Origin of the sequence: Massilia varians (assembly GCF_027923905.1) — a bacterium.
Lineage (GTDB): Bacteria > Pseudomonadota > Gammaproteobacteria > Burkholderiales > Burkholderiaceae_D > Telluria > Telluria varians_B.
The window spans coordinates 3696961-3715987 of record NZ_AP026966.1 but is presented as its reverse complement, the minus strand read 5'-3'; the positions used below and the strand labels follow the sequence as shown (position 1 = coordinate 3715987).

16 protein-coding genes are annotated in these 19027 nt (G+C 69.1%); 9 read left to right on the top strand and 7 right to left on the bottom strand.

Annotated features, from left to right (window positions below):
• Window positions 1–143 precede the first annotated feature (143 nt).
• Entirely contained in the window at window positions 144–413 is a 270-nt protein-coding gene (locus tag MasN3_RS16660; RefSeq protein ID WP_281908666.1) for a hypothetical protein, read from the top strand.
• Here MasN3_RS16660 and MasN3_RS16655 read toward each other — a convergent pair whose 3' ends face one another.
• Window positions 414–1022, bottom strand: a complete 609-nt coding sequence (locus MasN3_RS16655; protein ID WP_281908665.1) for a response regulator transcription factor — start codon at window positions 1020–1022, stop codon at window positions 414–416.
• A 1-nt stretch (window position 1023) separates the two neighbouring features.
• Window positions 1024–2607, bottom strand: a complete 1584-nt coding sequence (locus MasN3_RS16650) for an ATP-binding protein (RefSeq protein WP_281908664.1) — start codon at window positions 2605–2607, stop codon at window positions 1024–1026.
• 153 nt (window positions 2608–2760) lie between these two features.
• Here MasN3_RS16650 and MasN3_RS16645 point away from each other — a divergent pair, with 153 nt between their 5' ends.
• The 5 genes from MasN3_RS16645 to pncB all read left to right on the top strand — a co-directional run bounded on the left by MasN3_RS16645 (window position 2761) and on the right by pncB (window position 7115).
• On the top strand, window positions 2761–3636 hold the full coding sequence (locus tag MasN3_RS16645; RefSeq protein WP_281908662.1) for a universal stress protein: 876 nt from the start codon (window positions 2761–2763) through the stop codon (window positions 3634–3636).
• Between the two features lie 128 nt (window positions 3637–3764).
• Window positions 3765–4646 (top strand): hypothetical protein, encoded by an 882-nt coding sequence (locus MasN3_RS16640; protein WP_281908661.1) that lies wholly within the window; start codon window positions 3765–3767, stop codon window positions 4644–4646.
• Window positions 4639–5301, top strand: coding sequence for an N-acetyltransferase (locus MasN3_RS16635; protein WP_281908660.1), 663 nt, complete (start codon window positions 4639–4641; stop codon window positions 5299–5301). The genes MasN3_RS16640 and MasN3_RS16635 overlap by 8 nt, the downstream gene beginning before the upstream one ends.
• Before the next feature lie 113 nt (window positions 5302–5414).
• Complete coding sequence (locus tag MasN3_RS16630) at window positions 5415–5912, top strand: SET domain-containing protein (protein ID WP_281908658.1); 498 nt, start codon at window positions 5415–5417, stop codon at window positions 5910–5912.
• A gap of 9 nt (window positions 5913–5921) precedes the next feature.
• The gene (pncB, locus tag MasN3_RS16625; protein ID WP_281908657.1) at window positions 5922–7115 is read left to right on the top strand and encodes a nicotinate phosphoribosyltransferase; all 1194 of its coding nucleotides are present in this window, start codon (window positions 5922–5924) and stop codon (window positions 7113–7115) included.
• On the opposite strand, the gene MasN3_RS16620 is transcribed toward pncB, so the two are convergent.
• Window positions 7116–8699, bottom strand: a complete 1584-nt coding sequence (locus tag MasN3_RS16620) for a methyl-accepting chemotaxis protein (RefSeq protein WP_281908656.1) — start codon at window positions 8697–8699, stop codon at window positions 7116–7118.
• 206 nt (window positions 8700–8905) lie between these two features.
• Here MasN3_RS16620 and MasN3_RS16615 point away from each other — a divergent pair, with 206 nt between their 5' ends.
• The gene (locus MasN3_RS16615; protein ID WP_281908654.1) at window positions 8906–9655 is read left to right on the top strand and encodes a GAF domain-containing protein; all 750 of its coding nucleotides are present in this window, start codon (window positions 8906–8908) and stop codon (window positions 9653–9655) included.
• A gap of 91 nt (window positions 9656–9746) precedes the next feature.
• Window positions 9747–10160 carry a DUF4019 domain-containing protein gene (locus tag MasN3_RS16610; protein ID WP_281908653.1) on the top strand — a complete coding sequence of 138 codons (414 nt, stop codon included), beginning with the start codon at window positions 9747–9749 and terminating at the stop codon, window positions 10158–10160.
• A gap of 3 nt (window positions 10161–10163) precedes the next feature.
• Here the strand turns inward: MasN3_RS16610 and MasN3_RS16605 are convergent, their stop codons facing one another.
• The 4 genes from MasN3_RS16605 to MasN3_RS16590 form a co-directional block, all read right to left on the bottom strand.
• Entirely contained in the window at window positions 10164–11228 is a 1065-nt protein-coding gene (locus tag MasN3_RS16605; protein WP_281908652.1) for an L-dopachrome tautomerase-related protein, read from the bottom strand.
• On the bottom strand, window positions 11225–12415 hold the full coding sequence (locus MasN3_RS16600) for a DNA topoisomerase IB (protein ID WP_281908651.1): 1191 nt from the start codon (window positions 12413–12415) through the stop codon (window positions 11225–11227). Before MasN3_RS16600 ends, MasN3_RS16605 begins: the two co-directional genes overlap by 4 nt.
• Before the next feature lie 81 nt (window positions 12416–12496).
• Window positions 12497–14143, bottom strand: coding sequence for a Na+/H+ antiporter (locus MasN3_RS16595; protein ID WP_281908649.1), 1647 nt, complete (start codon window positions 14141–14143; stop codon window positions 12497–12499).
• A 78-nt stretch (window positions 14144–14221) separates the two neighbouring features.
• On the bottom strand, window positions 14222–16459 hold the full coding sequence (locus tag MasN3_RS16590; protein WP_281908647.1) for a hybrid sensor histidine kinase/response regulator: 2238 nt from the start codon (window positions 16457–16459) through the stop codon (window positions 14222–14224).
• 171 nt (window positions 16460–16630) lie between these two features.
• Here MasN3_RS16590 and MasN3_RS16585 point away from each other — a divergent pair, with 171 nt between their 5' ends.
• Window positions 16631–19015, top strand: a complete 2385-nt coding sequence (locus MasN3_RS16585) for a bifunctional salicylyl-CoA 5-hydroxylase/oxidoreductase (RefSeq protein ID WP_281908645.1) — start codon at window positions 16631–16633, stop codon at window positions 19013–19015.
• Window positions 19016–19027 lie beyond the last annotated feature (12 nt).

Here is a 19027-nt window from a genome sequence, read left to right as displayed (position 1 = left end):
GCCTCGCCTAGGCTCGGGATTGCGCGCGCGCGGCCTGCTGGTCCGCCGCCGTGCAGCTCCCGAGCCTCCTTGCGAACCCGACCCGCGGCCGAGGCGCCGCGACATGATGAATGCCCCGCAGCAGGGGCGAATTGGAGGACGGAATGTCAATGTATCGACCGGGATTGTTTGGCCGGGATGCGGCGCTGCGCGCCAAGCAGCGGATGGAACAGCGGATGGAGCGGCGCAGCAAGCGGCGCCTGGCGAAGCACCTGCTGGAGCGCAATGCACAATCGCGGCGCACCGCGCTCAAGGCCATGGCGGCCACGCTGGCGGCTGTGCTGGCCGGGCAGTTGCTGTTCGGCGAGATGGCGGTGGCGCAGCCGGACGGCGTGCCGCCGGCGGCGCACAGCGAGGCGCTGCCCGCGGCCTGACTAGCCGATCGGGTTCTGCAGGTGCTGGCGGACCAGTTCCGCGATCGACTCCACCTGCAGTTTCTCCATCACCCGTGACTTGTGCACTTCCACGGTGCGCACGCTGATCCCGAGTTCTTCGGCGATCTCGCGGTTGTGCCGGCCCGCCACGACCAGCTCCATCACCTCGCGCTCGCGCGGGGTCAGGCTGGCGTGGCGTTTCAGGTAGTCCGGCGAGGCCGTGCCCGCGCCCGGGCGCGCCGCCCGCGCCAGCGCTTCCTCGATGGCCGCGACCAGCGGCCCTTCCTGCAGCGGCTTTTCCAGGAAATCCACCGCTTCCGAACGAAACGCTTCGCGCGCCGAATGGACGTCGCCATGGCCGGTGATGATCAGGACCGGCAGGCGGCTGCCCAGTTCGCGCAACTTCTTCTGCAGGCTCAATCCATCCATCCCCGGCATGCGAATGTCCAGCAACAGGCATCCGTTGGCTTCGCTCGTCCACGCGCGCAGGAAGGAGTCCGCGTCGGAGAAGAAGGCGGTCCGGTAGCCATGCAGGCTCAGCAGGAGACCGAGCGCGTCGCGCACGGCGGCATCGTCGTCGACGATGTACACGGTCTGGTTGCGGTTCATGTCAGGAGGTCCTTTCGCCGTCCCCGGTGTGGGCCGGCAGGGTGATTCTCAGGATGGCGTGGCGCCCCGGTTCGACGCTCAGTGCGCCGCCGTGGGTCTCGATGATGGCGCGGCTGATCGCCAGTCCCAGGCCCAGGCCGCTGGACTTGAGCGAGATGAAGGGTTCGAACAGGCGCGCCCGGATCTTGTCGGCGATGCCCGGGCCGTTGTCGGCGATGCGGATCCATACCGACTCGCCTTCCACGCCGGCGTCCAGCGCGATCCGGCGCTCGACGCCGGCCGGCATCGAGGCGACCGCATGGATGGCGTTCGACAGCAGGTTGCGCAGCACGATCTCGAGCTGGACCCGGTCGCCCAGCACGCAGGCGTCGGGCATCGGCCCCGCTTCCAGGCGCACGCCTTCGCGCGCCGCCTGGTCCGCAAACGAGGCAAGCATGTCTCCCACCAGCGCAGGCACGGCCACCGGCGCGAGCGCGGTGGTCCCGGTACGGAAGAATTCGCGCAGGCGCTTGAGCACCTCCGAGGCGCGCTGCGATTCCGCGACCATCGCGCGGATGGTCTTCTGCAGCAGCTCCCCGCTGTCGCCGCGCGCCATCAGGCGCTCGCAGGCGCTGCCGTACATCGACAGGGCGGTCAGCGGCTGGTTCAGCTCGTGCGCGACCGCGCCCGCCATCTCGCCGGCCGCCGCCAGCCGCAGCGAATGGCGCAGCTCGTGGCTGGCGCGGCGCGCGACGTCGACCGCGATGCCGATCAGGAAGCCGGACAGGGTCAGGGTGAGCACCAGCATCTGCACGTTCGGCATCTGCGCGGCGTAGGCGATCGGGCGCAGCGAGGCCACGGTGACGCCGATCTCGAGCACCAGGGCGGCCGTGACCGCGCCGGCCATGCCTTGGCGCGCGGCGGACCAGGCCAGCGGCAGGATCAGGAGGTAGTAGGCCAGCGATTCCGGCGCCGGACGCTGCAGCGCGACCGCCAGCACCGCGGCCATCAGGGCGATGTAGGCGGCGGTCTCCCAGCGCAGGATCCGGCCGAGGTAGGCCGCGCGCAGCTCCTCGTCGAGCAGGAACTGGCAGATCGGCACCACCACCAGCATGCCGGCGGTCTCGGCGATCGCGTAGCGCGCCACCACGTCCAGCCACCCGCGCGTGGAGAATACTTCCGGCCCGTGCAGCACGCTGGCGTAGGCGAGGGCGCCGCCCAGGCTGCCCATGGTGGCGAACACCGCCCACAGCAGCAGCCCCTGGTGGCTCGCATGGAAGGCGCTGCCGGGCAGGTGGCGGCGCATGGCCGTGCCCACGGCCAGGTAGATGGCCGGCGGCAGCAGTCCGATCAGCAGCGAAAATGCCGGCCGCGCCGGCAGGGCGGGGGTGATCGCGGCCGCCAGCAGGGCGGCCAGGACCAGCGGCAGGGCGGCGCGGCGCCCGCAGCGCAGGACCAGGAACAGCGCCAGGCCGGCGGCGGGATGCCACACCGGAGCGATGGTCTGGTGGCGCGCCTCGGGGCCGCTGGTCACGTCGAGGGCGACGTAGGCAAGGCAGAAAGCGCCGCCGAGCCAGACGGCGCGGACGGCACGGAGATCGAACATGTCGGATTCCTCGGATGCGCCCGGCGTCGTGGGGCGCGCTAAGGGCTTCCCGTACGCGGGCTGCGGATGTGCTGGGATCGGCGCCTCATTATACTGGACGGATTGGGCGGCCGTCGATGCGCGGCAGGCGTACTGGCCGTCCCTGGAGGATGGATGTCGATGGCAAGGGATGGCGAAGTGAGCAACTGGACGCTGGTCGCGGCCGAATGGTCCGACAAGACCGTGCAGGTGGCGCGCCGCGCCGCCTGCCTCGCGCAGCAGCGCGGGGAACGGGGCCTGCTGGTGCACTTCCACCACTACGGCCTCCAGCATTTCCTGCGCGGCATGAGCGCCGAGGCCTGCGCCCAGCACCAGCGCGAGCGCCTGGTGCAGCTCGCCGAACTGGTCGAGCGCCACACCGGCTTCCTGTTCGAGGTCGAGGCCCAGCGCGGCTGGCCGCGCAGCGGCGCCGATCTGCGCAGGCGCTTCGGCCAGGCGCGCCTGAGCGTGGTCGAAGCGCACCGGGCCTGGGGTCCCGGCCGCCACGCGCTGCGCCTCGCGCCCGCCATCGCGCAAGGCGCCGCACACCCGGTCCTGATGGCCAGGCGCGACGCCGCGCATGCCTACCGGCGCGCCCTGGTGCTGGTCGAACCCGGCCATTCCGTGAGCGAGGCGCTCGCGCACCTGGGCGGCGTTGCGCCCGGGGCCGAGATCGTGCTGCTGGCGGCGCTCGACCGCAAGGGCGAGAACCGGCTGCGCGCGTCCGGCGCTGGCGAAGACCGGATCGAGGCCTTCGTCCAGCAGCAGCGCGAGGACGCCTTGCAAGGCATGGACGCGCCGGACGGCACCGTGCGCATCGTCGAGCATGGCTACGCGCCCACCGTGCTCCAGTATGCGGAGCGGCGCCTGCGTCCCGACCTTCTGGTGCTGCCGAACGACCCGGTTCCCGGTCTGCGCGGCGTGTTCCTGCGCAGCCTGCTCGGCGAGGCGCTGGCCCGCTCCGACTGCGACATCCTGGCGCTGCCGGCGAGTTCGGCGCCCGCGGCGTAGGCACCCGATCTAAGGGTTTCCCGTACGGACCCGGGCGAATAGGCAGCCCATCCGATTTCACCGATACTGCGGCCGCCCCGCGCGCTGTGGCAGCGCCGCGGGCCGTCCGTATGCAAGAAGAGAATCACATGGATCTGAACAAGAATTTCATCAAGACGAAGCGTCCCTGTGCGGATGGCTTCCGCTGGTTCCTGCAGCACCATGCGCAGGGCAGCGATTACCAGCCCCTGCTCGACGCCCTGGTCGCGGCCGGACGGGTGGACGACGCCTGCTGGCTGCTGACGCAGTTCGGCCCGACCTCGGCAGTGATGACGGTCGACGCGATCGACGCCGAGGCCCTGGTGTTCGCCGGCTCGCTCGAGGTGAAGGGCAACATCGAGATCGACACCGTGCTCAGGGCCGGCGGCGTCATTCGCGCCGGCGGCGGCATCCGCGCCGGCCAGTCGATCGAAGGCGGCGACGACATCCGTGCCGGCGGCGGCATCCAGTGCGCCGGCACGCTGACGGCCGCGGGCGGCGTCGACGCCGGCTGGGGCATCCATGTGCTGGGCGACATGCGCGTGGGCGGCTCCCTGCGCGCCGGCTGGGACATCGCCTGCGGCGGCACGCTGTCCCTGGATGGCGACTGCAATGCGGGACACGAGATCGTGCTGGGCGGTCCGGCGCGCTGCGAACAGGCCATCCGCGCCGGTGGCGCGATCACCGGGCAGGCGGACATCCGTGCCGGCCGCGGCATCGAATCGGGCGGCGGCATCGAGAGCGGCGGGCATCTCGAAGCCGCCTGGGGCATCAAGGCGGGCGGCGCCCTGGCCGCCGCGGGGGCGATCCGGGCCGGCGAGAGCCTGCTCGCCGGCGAAGAGATCCGCGCCGGCGAAGGCTACGGCGTGTTCGCCGGCCTCGCGATCCAGCAGGACCGCTGGGACTGCAGCGCGCAGGTGCACGCGAGCGAGCGGCCACCCCAGCTCCTGAGCGGCCATTGGGTGCCGCGCTGCGGAGCTGCCGATGGCTAGCATGATCCTGGCGCCCGGCTTCGGCTGGGCCTGGCAGCGGCCCGCGGAACTGCGGATCGATGTGGTGCACCGCCCCGACGACCTGGGACGCGAGCTCGATGAACTGTACCGCCGCATGCAGCGCCCCGGCCACCGCCTGCACGGGCTGGCCACCGTGCCGGTGGCGCCCGGCGAATATCCGGGGCTGGTGTTCCGCCACCGCGAGGCCGACGGCGAGCATTATGTGTACGCGGAAGACCTGCAGCTGCGCCGCCTGGCGGGCTACACGGTGTTCAACCGCCTGGTCGAGCTGGACCGGCGCGCCGACCGCCACCTGCGCGCGCCGCATTCCAAGTTTGCCCCGCCCTACCAGCGCAAGGGGATCGCGACGGCCATCTACCGCTGGTGGCTGGAGGGCGGGAACTGCCTGATCAGCGGCGCGCGGCAATCGGCCGGCGCCCATGCGCTCTGGCTGTCCCTGGCGCGGCAGCGCGAACTGCTGTACGTGGCGCTGCGCGACAAGAAGCTGCGCCAGCAGGCGCCCGGCGCCGCGCCCTGCCTGGGCGACGATTTCCACACCCGGATGATCCTGCTCGGCGACGGCTGGAGCGCGGAGCGGCTGGCGGCCAGCACCGGGATGCTGTCCTGCGAGGCGCAAGCGCCAGCGCTGGCCTGACCCGGGTCGCGGCGCACAAAATGTGCGGCATCGCGCAAGCGATTGGCTCCATAATACGTGCTCGACATGCAAGGCCGGCGGCGCCGCCGCCGCCATGACCAGACAAGGACACGATGAGCACCAGAGCCCGCACCGCCGCCGCCAAGGCCTATGAAGTCAGGAAGTCCCCCGTCCACGGCAACGGCGTGTTCGCGCTCAAGGCGATCGGCGCCGGCGAGCGCATCATCGAATACCGGGGCGAGCGCATCACCTGGGACGAGGCGACCCGGCGCGCGCTCGAGGCGGGCGGTCCGATCAACCACACCTTTTATTTCACGCTGGCGGACGGCCGCGTGATCGACGGCGGCAGCCACGGCAACGCGGCGCGCTGGATCAACCACGCCTGCTCGCCCAACTGCGAGGCCTTCGAGGACGAGGGGCGGGTCTACATCCACGCGATGCGCGACATCGCGCCCGGCGAAGAGCTGAACTACAATTACGCGCTGATCTACGACGAGCGCCACACCCCGGCCCTCAAGAAGCTGTTCGCCTGCCGCTGCGGCACGCCGGGCTGCACCGGCACCATGCTGGCGCCGAAAAAGCGCAGCAAGAAACATCCCGCCACCGCCTGAAGGAGCCTGATGAAGCCCATCGTCCGCAGTCTGCTGGAAACCGACCTGTACAAATTCACCATGTGGCAGGCGCTGCTGCACAGCCACCCGGACGCGATCGGCGAGTACGAATTCCTGTGCCGGAACCAGCCGGCCTATCCGCTGGCCGAGCTCAAGGAAGACGTGGAGCGCGAGCTCGACCACCTGTGCTCGATGCTGTTCCAGGAGCACGAAGTCGCCTACCTGCGCAGCCTGCGCTTCATCAAGAGCGACTTCGCCGATTTCCTCACGCTGTTCCGCTTCCAGCGCAAGTTCATCCAGGTCGAGACCGACGGCCCGCACCTGCGCATCCGCGCCACCGGTCCGCTGGTGCACGTGATGGGCTTCGAGATCTTTGTGCTCTACATCGTCAACGAACTGTACTTCCGCCGCTTTGACCAGCAGGCCGCGATCCGCGAGGCGCGGGTGCGCCTGCAGCAGAAGATCGACGAATTGCGCGCCTTCGAGAACGAGCCGGCGCGCGCCACGCCCTTCGAGTTCTTCGACTTCGGCGTGCGCCGGCGCTTTTCCGGCGAGTGGCACGACGAGGTGGTGGCGACCATGGCGCGCGAGCTGCCGCAGTTCTTCAAGGGCACCTCGAACGTCTACCTGGCGCACAAGTACGATCTGGTGCCGATCGGGACCATGGCGCACGAATACCTGCAGGCCTACCAGGCATTCGGAGTGCGCTTGCGCGACTTCCAGAAGGCGGCCCTGGAAGACTGGGTGCAGGAATACCGGGGCGACCTCGGCACCGCGCTCACCGACGTGGTCGGCATGGATGCGTTCCTGCGCGACTTCGACCTGTATTTCGCCAAGCTGTTCGACGGCCTGCGCCACGATTCGGGTGACCCGGTGGAGTGGGGCGAGAAGGCCCTGGCGCACTATGCACGGCTGCGCATCGATGCGCGCAGCAAGCGGCTGGTGTTCTCGGACGCCCTCACGGTGCCCAAGGCGCTCGCCCTGTACCGCCACTTCGCCGACCGCACCATGTTGGGCTTCGGCATCGGCACCAAGCTCACCAACGACACGCCCTACCAGGCGCTGAACATCGTGATGAAGCTCACCCATTGCAATGGGCAGCCGGTGGCCAAGCTGTCGGATACGCCGGGCAAGTCGATGTGCACGGACGAGACCTTCCTGGCCTACCTGCGGCAGGTGTTCAACCACCCGGGCCCGGGCTGATCACGGGCGCGCCGGCCGGCGCGCCGAAGACCTTTCCTCTTCGAGCTGGAAGGTATCCACCACCGCCGCCAGCTCGGCCGCCTGCCGGCGCAGCGACTGCGCCGCCGCTGCCGCCTGTTCGACCAGCGCCGCATTCTGGATCGTCATCTCGTCCAGGCGCGCGATGGCGTCGTCCACACGTTCGATGTCCGCGCGCTGGGCGCTGGTCGCGCTGCTGATGTGGCCCATGATGTCGCTGACGCGGTGCACGCCGTCGACCACCTGGCGGATCGTCTCGCCGGCTTCACCCACCAGCACGGCCCCCAGACCGACCTTGCTCACCGAGTCCTCGATCAGCAGCTTGACTTCCCTGGCCGCCGCGGCGGAGCGCTGCGCCAGGTTGCGCACCTCGCTCGCCACCACGGCGAATCCACGTCCCTGCTCGCCGGCGCGCGCCGCTTCGACCGCCGCGTTCAGCGCCAGGATGTTGGTCTGGAAGGCGATACCGTCGATGACCGCGATGATGTCGACGATCTTCTTCGAGGAGGTGTCGATCAGCTGCATCGTGGTGACCACTTCCTCCACCGCCGCGCCGCCCTTGACCGAAATGCTCGAGGCGGTGCCGGCCAGCTGGCTGGCCTGCGCCGCGTACTCGGCGTTCCGGCGCACCGATTCGATCAACTGCTTCATCGAACTCGCCACCTCGGCCAGCGCGGCGGCCTGGGTCTCGGTGCGGGTCGACAGGTCGAGGTTGCCCGAAGCGATCTGGATCGATGCCGAGGCGATCGCGTCGGTTCCGCCGCGGACCTTGCCGACGATGCTGCTCAAGCCGTCGCGCATCGCGCTCATCGCATACAGCAGGCTGGACGGCCGGGCGCGGGCCGTGTCCACCGCCTGGTGCAGCTCGCCGCCGGCGATGGCGTGCGCCACCCGGGCGGCGTAGGCCGGTTCGCCGCCGAGCTGGGCCAGCAGGCTGCGCACCAGCAGCAGCGCCACCAGCACGCACAGCACCACGGCCAGCATGCTCAGGCCGGTGATCCAGTAGCGCGTGCCCGCGGCCTCGGCCTTGGCAAGCTGGACGGCCTCGGCGGTCCGCGCCTGCAAGCCCTTGAGCAGCACGTCGATGTCGGCCACGATGCTCCGGCGCAGCGGGCTGCATTCCTCGACCAGGAAGCGGCCGAAGCCTTCCATGTCGCCGCTCGCCCGATAGGCGCGGGGCCGTTCCAGCTCGCGCGCCATGGCCAGCATGCCGTCGCGCACCTTGCCGTACTGCGCGTTGTCGCGCAGGACCGGATCGAGGCGGGCGAGGGCGGCCAGGTACTCGGCCTTGCGCGCGTCGACCAGGTCGAGCTCGCGCCGGGCCGCGGCGTCGTCCTGGAAGATGTAGGCATTGCGCGCCGCGATGCCGGTCTGGGCCAGGGCTTCGCGGGCGGCGTACAGGGGTTCGAGTTCGCCGTTCCTGACCGCGTCGGCGGTTTGCAATGTACGTTCGATGTTGTTCACGCGTGACACCGAGAACGCCGCGAGGATGAGGGTGACCGACAAAATCAGGGCAAATGCCGTGGTGAGCCTGGTCGCAATGCCCGCGCGCTGGAAGAAGTGCATGGTGGCCTTTTCAGATAAATGAACGAAAAGTTAGTAACTGACTAAGCGATTCTGCTTAAATTGCGCAGGAGTATGTATGTATAATTTCTTATTCGCAATTGAATTTGAGTTATTTGTGTATATCTGAAACTCATCTCTAGAATGTCTGTTTTAAATGAGGGATTTCGTCATTTCGGGTATACTTGAAGGGATAACCAGGACCGCTAATGCAGAGCAAGTTCACCGAAGAGGACCCGATCCTCACCACCAGTGCCGCGGCGCGCATGCTGGGCGTCGCGACCAGCACCGTTCAATTATGGATGGAGAGCGGCGCCATCCCCTCGTGGAAAACCCCAGGGGGCCACCGGCGTACCCGTCAAAGTACGATCCAGGCCATGCTGGACCGTGCAGGCCCCTTGTCGGGCGCGCTTTCCGGCGAAACGCTGGTACAGGCACCGACCGACCCCGAATTCCTGCTCCAGGGCGATGAAACCTTCCCGACCATCGCCGATGAGCCGCGCCGCCTGGCGGCGCTCGCGGCGTCCAGGCTGGTCGACAGCCCGCAGGAAGAGCGCTTCAATCGCATCGTGCGCCTGGCGGCCACCGTTACCGCTTCGCCGATCGCGCTGGTGTCGCTGCTGACCGCCCGTCGCCAATGGTTCAAGGCGCGCGTCGGCCTGGGGCCGCAGGAGACGCCGCGCGAATGGGCCTTCTGCTCGCACGCCATCCTGCAGGATGCGCCCTTCATGGTCGAAGACGCCGCCACCGACGAGCGCTTCCACGAGAACCCGTTGGTGCTGGCCGAGCCGCACATCCGCTTCTATGCCGGCGTGCCGCTGCGCGACCGTTCCGGCCTGCCGATGGGGACCCTGTGCGTGATCGACCGCGAACCGCGCCGCCTGCGTTCGGCCGAGCTGCAGGCGCTGTGCGACCTGGCCGATATCGCCTCGTCCGAGTTCCAGGCCAAGCTCGCTTGAGTTGGTGTCGGACGCAACAATGCGCGACATTGTTGCGTCGACGATCCGGTATGCTGGTCGACACCGCTAACAGCCAAGACCGGAGATCGTCATGAAATTCGAAGCCGCCCTGTTGACCCTCGCCCTCTTCACGCAGCCTGCCGCCGCGCAGGAATCCACGGCAGCGACGCAGGCCGCGACCACGGCTGCCGAGGCCTGGTTGGCCCTGGCCGATGCCGGCGACTATGCCGGGAGCTGGTCCCAGGGCGCCAGTGCCTTCCGTGGCGCCGTGACCCAGGCCCAGTGGAACGACGCGATGGTCGCGGTACGCACACCGCTCGGCGCCATCAAGTCGCGCGAGCGGGTGTCGGCGCGCTATACGCGCCAGCTTCCGGGCGCACCTGGCGGCGAGTACGTCGTGATCGAATACCAGACCGTGTTCGCCAACAGGGCCGGCGTCGAGACCGTGGTCCCGATGCGCGAGCCGGATGGCAGCTGGAAGGTGTCCGGCTATTACATCAAATAAGGCCTAGAATTCTCCGCCGACCAGCTTCCACAACTGGGTCGGCAGCGCAGGCGGCGCGTCCGGCTTGAAGAAGGCCGAATCCTGGATGTGCGAGGTGGTCACGTAAACCGTGCCGTCCGGACCCTGGGTAAAGGTGTCCGGCCAGCGCAGGCGCTTGTCCTGCACCAGGATCTCGGGCTGGCTCGCGGGCCCGGCGTCAAGGTCGCGCACTTTCACCGCGTCGTCCTCGACCGCGCTGAGCAGCATCCGGTTGGTCCCGCGCGGGATCAGGAGGCCGTCCGAGACGCCGTTCTTGCCGAATTCCTCGACCTCGTCGCCCACGTCCTGCCCCTGCAGCCCCTTGCCCGTAAGGGTTGAAGTGGGAATCCGGTACAGGGTGTCGCCCTTGATCGCCTGCCAGTACAGCCACTTTCCATCGGCGGACAGCGCGATGCCGTCGGCCGAGAACTCGACGCCGCGCCCGTCCGGCCGGCGCAGTTCCTTGCCGTCGGTCTTCACGGTCAAGCCCTTCTTCATCTGGGTCGACGGGTGGCCGTCGAGCAGGCGTGCGGTCTTGCCGCGCTCGATGTCCACTACCAGGATCGCCCCGACCACGCCCGAATCGGTGATGAAGGCGTACTTGCCGTCGTTCGAGAAGCGCACGTCGTTCAGGTAGGAGCCTTGCGGCGCCGCTTCCTCGTCGAAGACGATGCTGCGCGTGACCCGGTCGCCGGCCAGGTCGATCTGCACCAGCTTGGCGCCGCCCGCTACCAGGTGGGCCTGCGCCGGCGCGGCCGGGTCCAGCACCCACAGGCTGCCGCGGCCGTCGGCCACGATGCTCTGCACGCATACCCAATGCTGCTCCGGCGGGAGTTCATCCTTGCGCGCGTTGCGCCAGGCATTCCATTGCTCGTCGGGGTAGGGGCGCAGGGCGCCGTCCTGGCCCACTTCGGCCACCGACACCGCGCTGTCTTCGGTCCAGCGCGGGAAGTTCACGAAGATCCGGTTGTCCTCCGAGACCGAGACGCCGGTCACCTGGTGTTCGAAGGCTGCGACCTGCTCGATGGTCCATCCTGACTGCTTGCTCATGCTGCTCCTCTCATGGCTTGGGGGGCGGCGCGGCGGCGCGGCGCGCGCCCGGGTTTGGCTGACTTGGCAGGGGCGGCCCGGGCGCGCTGCCGCTCCTGTTCCTGTTCATGGCGCAGGCGCTGCTGCAGCAGTGCCAGCACCGCGGCTTCTTCCGGCTGCAGGGCGTGCAGGTCGTCCGTCAATTCCTGCTCGGTGCGCTCGCGCAGGGATTCCAGCACCGCCCCGTCGAGGTAGGCGTCGAGCACCACCGGGTGCACGTAGCACTTGCGGCAGACCGACGGCGTATTGCCGAGCTTCTCGGCCACCGACTCGATCGCGCGCACGATGTTCTTCTTGGCCTGGGCCTCGGAGTCGAACTTCTCGAACTCCTGTAGTGCGAGGGCGGCCAGCACGGTGCCCGACCAGGTGCGAAAATCCTTGGCGGTGTAGTCCTCGCCGGTGATCGCGCGCAGGTAGTCGTTGACGTCGCTCGAATCGATGCTGTGGGTTTCGCCCTCGTCGTCCACGTACTGGAACAGTTCCTGGCCCGGCAGGTCGCGCGAGCGCCGGATGATGCGGGCCACGCGCCGGTCGTGCACCTGCACCTTGTGATACACCCCGCTCTTGCCGCGGAAGCGGAACTCGACGTCGCTGCCGTCCACCTTGACGTGGCGGTTGCGTAATGTCGTCAAGCCGAACGACTTGTTGGTGCGGGCATATTCCTCATTGCCGACGCGCATCATGGTCGCCTCGAGCAGATAGACGATGGTGGCCAGCATTTTTTCGCGCGGCATGCCGGGCAGCGACAGGGCGCGGTCGACTTCCTTGCGGATGGCGGGCAGCGCCTGGCCGAAGTTCAGCATGCGCTCGTACTTCACCTCGTCGCGCACGGCGCGCCATTTCGGGTGGTAGCGGTACTGCTTGCGTCCGCGGGCGTCGCGGCCGGTGGCCTGCAGGTGGCCGTTGGCCTGCGGGCAGATCCAGACCTCGGTCCAGGCCGGCGGGATCGCCAGGGACTTGATGCGGGCCAGGCTGGCCTCGTCGGCGACCGGGTCGCCGCCGGCGTCGAGGTAGCGAAATCCGCCGCCGGATTGTTCGCGCCGGATGCCGGGGCGGTCGTCGTGGACGTAGCGCAGCCCGGCGGCCTTGGCGGCGGCGGGTGGATCGCTGAGCGGGTTGTCGGCGCTGCCGTTTTCTTCGCTGTGCATGGGGCTTCCTTCCAATCTGGTTGCCCGATCCTACGCCGAAGCGCTCTTGCGCGCCGTACGGAAGCGAACCTAGTGCGCGTGCTAGTGCTTGGCCGAGGGCTGGTAGCGCGCCTCGACCAGGTCGATCTCGCGCACCAGGCGGCGCGCTGTCTCGTCGGAAATCTGGCCGCTGCGCGCCATCTGCAGCAACACCTTGCGCTCCGCCGCCAGTGCCGCCAGCCGGTAGTGGCGTTCCGCGTCCTCGGCCACCCGCGCCCGGCCCGGATGACTGCTGTCGCCGGCGCCGCCGAGACGGTGCTGGTACATGCCGCGCACCTGTTCGGCGGCGCTGGCGTGGAGGTCGGCGTCCTTCTCGTCGAAGGGTTGGGGCGGGCCGGCGCCGTCGATGGCGCCCAGCGCCGCCAGCGCGGCCGCCTGGCGCGCCTGGTCCTCCTCGGCGTGGAGGGCGGTTTCCGGCGGCAGTTCGAGTCCGTGCAGCACGCGCGGCAGGCCGATGCTGGCCACCACCAGCGAAATGACGATGACGGCGCTGGCCAGGAATACCGCCAGGTCGCGTCCCGGGAAGGGTTCGCCGCCCGGCAGCGCCAGCGGCAGGGTGAGGATGCCGGCCAGGGTGATCGCGCCGCGCACCCCGGCCAGCGAGGTGGCCAGGATCAGGCGCTTGCGCGGCATGATGCCTTCGCGTCCCTGGCGCCGCGCCGCCGCCAGCGACAGCCGCAGCGAGACCCACACCCACACCAGGCGCAGCGCGATCAGCCCGAAGCTGATCGCCAGCGCGTGCCACGCCAGCCACCAGAACTCGCGCGGCACGGCCAGGTCCGGGCCTTCGACCGCCGCGCGCACGATGTTGGGCAGCTGCTCGCCCAGCAGCACGAACATCACGCCGTTGAGCGCGAACTGCACGGTGTCCCAGACCACGTTGCGGCGCACCCGGGTGGTGGCCAGTGCCCGCCCGCTGAGTTCCACGTAGCTCATCGTGACGCCGGCGGCGACCGCCGCCAGGATGCCCGAGGCGCCGATGTGCTCGGCCACCAGGTAGGCGCCGAAGGGCAGCAGCAGGTTGAGCAGGATCGGGGCGCCGGGCTCCTCGCCGAAGCGCTTGGACAGCAGGCGCTGGACGCCGCCCATGGCCAGCGTGACCAGCACGCCGGCGGCGATGCCGGCCAGCGCCACCCACAGGAAGGTGAGCGCCGCGCTCGACAGCGAAAAAGTTCCGGTCAGGGCGGCCGCCACCGCGAAGCGGAAGCACACCAGGCCGCTGGCATCGTTGAGCAGGGACTCGCCTTCGAGGATGTGCATCAGGCGCGGCGGGATCGGCACCCGCGCCGCGATCGAGCCGACCGCCACCGGGTCGGTCGGTGCCAGGATCGCGGCCAGGGCGAAGGACACGGCCAGCGGCAATTCGGGGATCAGCCAGTGGATCAGGAAGCCGGCGCCGACCACCGTGAACAGCACCAGGCCGAGCGCCAGTTCCAGGATCACGACCTTGTCGCGGAACAGCCCGACCTTGGGGATGCGCCAGCCGTCCAGGAACAGCAGCGGCGGCAGGAACAGGATGAAGAAGGTGTGCGGATCGAGCCGCACCGGATGCCAGCCCATGCTGGCGATCAGCACGCCCAACCCGATCTGGACCAGGGGTAGCGGAAGGGCGACCGGCAGCACGCGTACCAGGTAGCCGCTCGCTACCACCGCCACCAGCATGGCCAGCACTACTCCGACTTCACCCATGCGCGCCCCTTGAGGTAAAACCCGATGATATGCGATGCGCCGCCCCGGCGGCGTCGCTTACGGGAGCCGGCTGCGGCATCAGCCGGCAGCCGGCGCGGCGCCCGCCGAGGCCAGCAGCTCGTTCAGCTGCACCGTATTGACCGGCTTGACCATGTAGTGGTCGAAGCCCGCGTCGCGGGCGGCATCGCGGTCCTGCTGGCGACCGTAGCCGGTGGCGGCGACCAGCAGGGCGCCGCTGGTTTGCGGCAGGCGGCGCAGCTGGCGCGCCAGTTCGTTGCCGTCCATGTCCGGCAGGCCGATATCGAGCAGGCAGACCTGGGGCGAGAACACCTTCGCCACCTCGATCGCGTCGACGCCGTTGTAGGCGATCTCGACCCGGTGCCCGCTGGAGGCCAGGAACAGGTTGAGGGTATGGGCGGCGTCCAGGTTGTCGTCCACCACCAGCACCCGCAATGGCGCCTGGGCGGAGGCCGCATGGCGCACCACGTCGAGCACCTGCATCTCGGCTTCCTGGCCATAGCGCGGCAGGCGCACGGTAAAGGTGCTGCCCTTGCCGAGTCCGGGGCTGGCCGCGCTGACGCTGCCGCCATGCAGCTCGACCAGGCTGCGCGCCAGCGCCAGGCCCAGCCCCAGGCCGCCCTGCGAGCGGTCCGGGGTGCGCTCGGCCTGGGTGAACAGGTCGAACACGCGGCCCACCAGCGCCGGCTCCATGCCGATGCCGTCGTCGGTGACGGTGAGCACGTAGCTGTCCTCGCTTTCCACCAGGCGCAGCGCGATGTGGCCGCCTTCGGGCGTGTACTTGGTGGCGTTGCCCAGCAGATTGGCCACCACCTGCACCAGGCGTTTGTGGTCGCCTTTCACCCGCACCGGCTCGCTCGGCAGCTCGAGCACCACCTTGTGCCGCCGCGCCGAAATCAAGGGGCGGATCTGTTCGGCCGCGTCGTCCACCACCTTGCGCAGGTCCAGCACCCCGGTCGACAGCGAGACCAGGCCGCGGGTGACGCGCGAGACGTCCAGCAGGTCGTCCACCAGGCTGGTCATGTGCTCGACCTGGCGTGCGATGATCGCGCAGGTCTGGGTGATCTGGGCGTTGTCCGAATGCAGCAGCTTGAGCAGGTGGGCGCCGGTGCTGATCGGCGCCAGCGGGTTGCGCAGCTCGTGGGCCAGCATCGCCAGGAATTCGTCCTTGCGCTGGTCAGCCGCGCGCAGTTCGCGCTCGGCCTGGCTGCGCGCCGCTTCCTTGGCCTGCAGGGCGGCCGCCATCTCGTCGAGGGCGGCGGCCAGGCGGCCGATCTCCTCGTTGCCGTAGCTGATGCCGGAACGCGCCTCCAGCTCGCCGGCGGCGATGCGGCGCGCGGTCTCCATCAGCTTGCGCACCCGCTGCACGATCAGGATGTCGCCCGCCAGCCAGGCCGCCAGCAGGGCCAGCATGGTGGTCACGCCCAGGCCCAGCAGCGACATCAGCTGCGCCTCGCGCGCCGCCGCGGTGATGGTCTCGACCGGCACACCGATGGTCACCGTATACTCCGACAGCGAGGGGCCGCCCACGCGGGCGAAGGCGTGCAGGCGCTCGATGCCGTCTTCGCCGCGCAGCAGCACCGGACGCAGTGCCGGGTCGCGCATGGCGGCGAGCAGGGGCGCGCTGATCTTCTTGCCGAACCAGCGCTCCGGGTCGGGCCGGCGCGAGATCAGGAGGCCGTTGGCGTCGGCCGTCTCCAGGATCGAACCGACGGGCAGGTTGATTTCGTTCACGAACGTGTCGAGCCCGGCCAGGTCCATGGCCGAAAACACCACCGCCACCACCCGGCCGCTGCGGTCGGTGACCGGGTAGGTGAGGTTGATCGTATGGCGGCGGATCACCCGGCCGAACACGTAGTCGCCGGCGATGAAGCGGCGTTCGGCGATCGCGCGCCGGAAATGGCTGCGGTCGCCCAGGTTTACCGGATGCAGCATCGGCACCGCGCTGCAGGTCACCTCGCCGCCCAGTTGGATCAGGCCGAAATTGGCATAGCCTTCGTTACGGTCGAGGACGTCGGCCAGCAGCGCATTGCAGCGCTGGGGCGGGCCCATCAGGTCCGGCACGCTGACCAGGTCGACCAGGATCTGGCGCGCGCGGTCGAGCGACTGGGCTTCGTTGGCCGCGGCCATCCCGGTCAGGCGCTGCAGGTTTTCCTCGGAGGCGCGGATCGCCGCCTCGCGTTCGCGGATGCCGCCCAGTACCGTCATGATGGCGATGGGCGTGATCGCCAGCGCCACCAGCAGCATCAGGCGGCTGCGCAGGCTGTTCAGGCGTAGGCGCTGGAGCAAAGGATTCATGAGGATGTCGGTGAACGTGCGGTTGCGCGTGCACCAAGAAGGTGCAAACGTTCTGTATTGTACTAAAACAATGCTGTCGGATATACCGCTTGTCGACTGTCGCTCAACATTGCTTGACACTTAAAGCATCTGCCCATGTAAGATGTCGGCAACACCAAATCAGGAGCGGGAATGAACATCGTGTGCGTGGGCGGCGGTCCGGCCGGATTGTATTTCGGCCTCCTGATGAAGAAGCGCCATCCGGACTACGCCGTCACCGTCGTCGAACGCAACCGCGCCAGCGACACCTTCGGCTGGGGCGTGGTGTTTTCCGACCAGACGCTCGGCCACCTGGCCGGGGCCGACGAGGACAGCGCGCGCGCCATCCTGCAGTCCTTCAACCACTGGGACGCGATCGACGTCCACTTCAAGGGACGCAGCCTTACCTCCGGCGGGCACGGCTTCTGCGGCATCGGCCGCAAGCGCCTGCTGAACATCCTGCAGGAGCGAGGCGCCGCGCTGGGCGTGCGCCTGGAATTCGAGCACGAGGTGCGCGACGACGCCGAGCTGGCGCGCGCCTACTGTGCCGACCTGGTGGTGGCCTGCGACGGCGTCAACAGCGCGATACGCCAGCGCCATGCCGAGGTATTCCAGCCTGAAGTCGAACAGCGCCACTGCCGCTTCGTCTGGCTCGGCACGCGCAAGAAATTCGACGCCTTCACCTTCGCTTTCGAAGAGACCGATCACGGCTGGTTCCAGGCCCACGCCTACCAGTACGACGGCGACACGTCGACATTTATCGTGGAGACACCCGAGGAAACCTGGCGCGCCGCCGGCCTGGAGGCGATGGACCAGCAGGAAGCGCTGGCCTACTGCGAGCGGCTGTTCGCGCGCTACCTCGACGGCCAGCCGCTGATGGCCAATGCGGCCCACCTGCGCGGCTTGGGCATGTGGATCCGCTTCCCGCGCATTGCCTGCCGCCGCTGGGTCCACTTCCACGATATCGATGGGCGCCGCGTGCCCGTGGTCCTGATGGGCGACGCCGCCCATACCGCGCACTTCTCGATCGGCTCCGGCACCAAGCTGGCGCTGGAAGACGCGATCGAACTGGCGCGCTGCCTCGACGACCCGTCCGTGCCGATGGAGCAGGCCCTCGGCGCCTACGAGGAAGCGCGCCGGGTCGAGGTGCTCAAGCTGCAGAGCGCGGCGCGCAATTCGATGGAATGGTTCGAGAACGTCAAGCGCTACACGGCGCTGGAGGCCGAGCAGTTCGCCTATTCGCTGCTCACGCGCAGCCAGCGCCTGTCGCACGAAAACCTGCGCCTGCGCGACCCCGATTACGTGTCCGGTTTCGAGCGCTGGTTTGCCGAGCAGGCGGCGGCGCAGGCGGGGGTAGAGGCACCAGGCGGCTTCACGCCGCCGATGTTCACGCCCTATAAGGTGCGCGGCGTCCTCTTGAAGAACCGCGTGATCGTCTCGCCGATGGCGCAATACTCGGCGCTGGACGGCACGGTGGGCGATTTTCACCTGGCCCACCTGGGTGCGCGCGCCCTTGGCGGCGCGGCGCTGGTGATGGCCGAGATGACTTGCGTTTCCAGCGACGCGCGCATCACGCCCGGCTGCCCCGGCCTGTACACGGCGCAGCACACGGCGGCCTGGAAACGCATCGTCGACTTCGTGCACGCGCAGTCCGACGCGAAGATCGGCGTGCAGCTGGGCCACGCCGGGGCCAAGGGCTCGACCCGGCCGATGTGGGACGGGATCGACCTGCCGCTCGCCGAGGGCAACTGGCCGCTGGTCTCGAGCTCGCCCCAGCAATACCTGAAAGGGGTGTCGCAGGTGGCGCGCCAAGCCAGCCTGGCTGACCTGGAACGCATCAAGCATGACTTTGTGCGCGCCACCGAGGCGGCGCACGAGGCGGGCTTCGACTGGCTGGAACTGCACTGCGCCCACGGCTACCTGCTGTCGAGTTTTATCTCCCCGCTGACCAACCGCCGCCAGGACGCCTATGGCGGCAGCCTGGAAAACCGCTGCCGCTATCCGCTCGAGGTGTTCGCCGCGATCCGCGCCGCCTGGCCCGCGGACAAACCGATCAGCGTGCGGCTGTCGGCCCACGATTGGGTCGACGGCGGGATTACCCCGGACGATGCGGTGGCGATCGCGCGCCTGTTCAAGGAGCTTGGGGCCGACATGATCGATTGCTCTTCGGGCCAGGTCAGCAAGGAAGAAAAGCCCGTGTATGGACGTATGTACCAAGCCCCGTTCGCCGACCGCATCCGCAACGAGGCCGGCATCCCCACCATCGCGGTCGGCTCGATCTACGTGGCGGACCACGTGAACGGCATCGTCTCGGCCGGCCGCGCCGACCTGTGCGCCGTCGCCCGGCCGCACCTGGCCAACCCGGCCTGGACCTTGAACGAGGCGGCGCGCATCGGCTATACGGGCGCCGCCTGGCCGCGCCAGTACCAGTCCGGCAAGCTGCAGCTCGAACGCAACCTGGAACGCGAGCGCCAGCTGCAGGCGCTGGGTGGCGGCTTGAGCCCGCAGCAGCTGGCCGCGCGTCTGCTCGAAGGCTGAATCCATTTCATC

Coding starts and splice junctions, on each gene's coding strand:
- MasN3_RS16660 (WP_281908666.1), top strand. CDS start 144: ATGTCAATGTATCGACCGGGATTGTTTGGCCGGGATGCGGCGCTGCGC.
- MasN3_RS16655 (WP_281908665.1), bottom strand. CDS start 1,022: ATGAACCGCAACCAGACCGTGTACATCGTCGACGACGATGCCGCCGTG.
- MasN3_RS16650 (WP_281908664.1), bottom strand. CDS start 2,607: ATGTTCGATCTCCGTGCCGTCCGCGCCGTCTGGCTCGGCGGCGCTTTC.
- MasN3_RS16645 (WP_281908662.1), top strand. CDS start 2,761: ATGTCGATGGCAAGGGATGGCGAAGTGAGCAACTGGACGCTGGTCGCG.
- MasN3_RS16640 (WP_281908661.1), top strand. CDS start 3,765: ATGGATCTGAACAAGAATTTCATCAAGACGAAGCGTCCCTGTGCGGAT.
- MasN3_RS16635 (WP_281908660.1), top strand. CDS start 4,639: ATGGCTAGCATGATCCTGGCGCCCGGCTTCGGCTGGGCCTGGCAGCGG.
- MasN3_RS16630 (WP_281908658.1), top strand. CDS start 5,415: ATGAGCACCAGAGCCCGCACCGCCGCCGCCAAGGCCTATGAAGTCAGG.
- pncB (WP_281908657.1), top strand. CDS start 5,922: ATGAAGCCCATCGTCCGCAGTCTGCTGGAAACCGACCTGTACAAATTC.
- MasN3_RS16620 (WP_281908656.1), bottom strand. CDS start 8,699: ATGCACTTCTTCCAGCGCGCGGGCATTGCGACCAGGCTCACCACGGCA.
- MasN3_RS16615 (WP_281908654.1), top strand. CDS start 8,906: ATGCAGAGCAAGTTCACCGAAGAGGACCCGATCCTCACCACCAGTGCC.
- MasN3_RS16610 (WP_281908653.1), top strand. CDS start 9,747: ATGAAATTCGAAGCCGCCCTGTTGACCCTCGCCCTCTTCACGCAGCCT.
- MasN3_RS16605 (WP_281908652.1), bottom strand. CDS start 11,228: ATGAGCAAGCAGTCAGGATGGACCATCGAGCAGGTCGCAGCCTTCGAA.
- MasN3_RS16600 (WP_281908651.1), bottom strand. CDS start 12,415: ATGCACAGCGAAGAAAACGGCAGCGCCGACAACCCGCTCAGCGATCCA.
- MasN3_RS16595 (WP_281908649.1), bottom strand. CDS start 14,143: ATGGGTGAAGTCGGAGTAGTGCTGGCCATGCTGGTGGCGGTGGTAGCG.
- MasN3_RS16590 (WP_281908647.1), bottom strand. CDS start 16,459: ATGAATCCTTTGCTCCAGCGCCTACGCCTGAACAGCCTGCGCAGCCGC.
- MasN3_RS16585 (WP_281908645.1), top strand. CDS start 16,631: ATGAACATCGTGTGCGTGGGCGGCGGTCCGGCCGGATTGTATTTCGGC.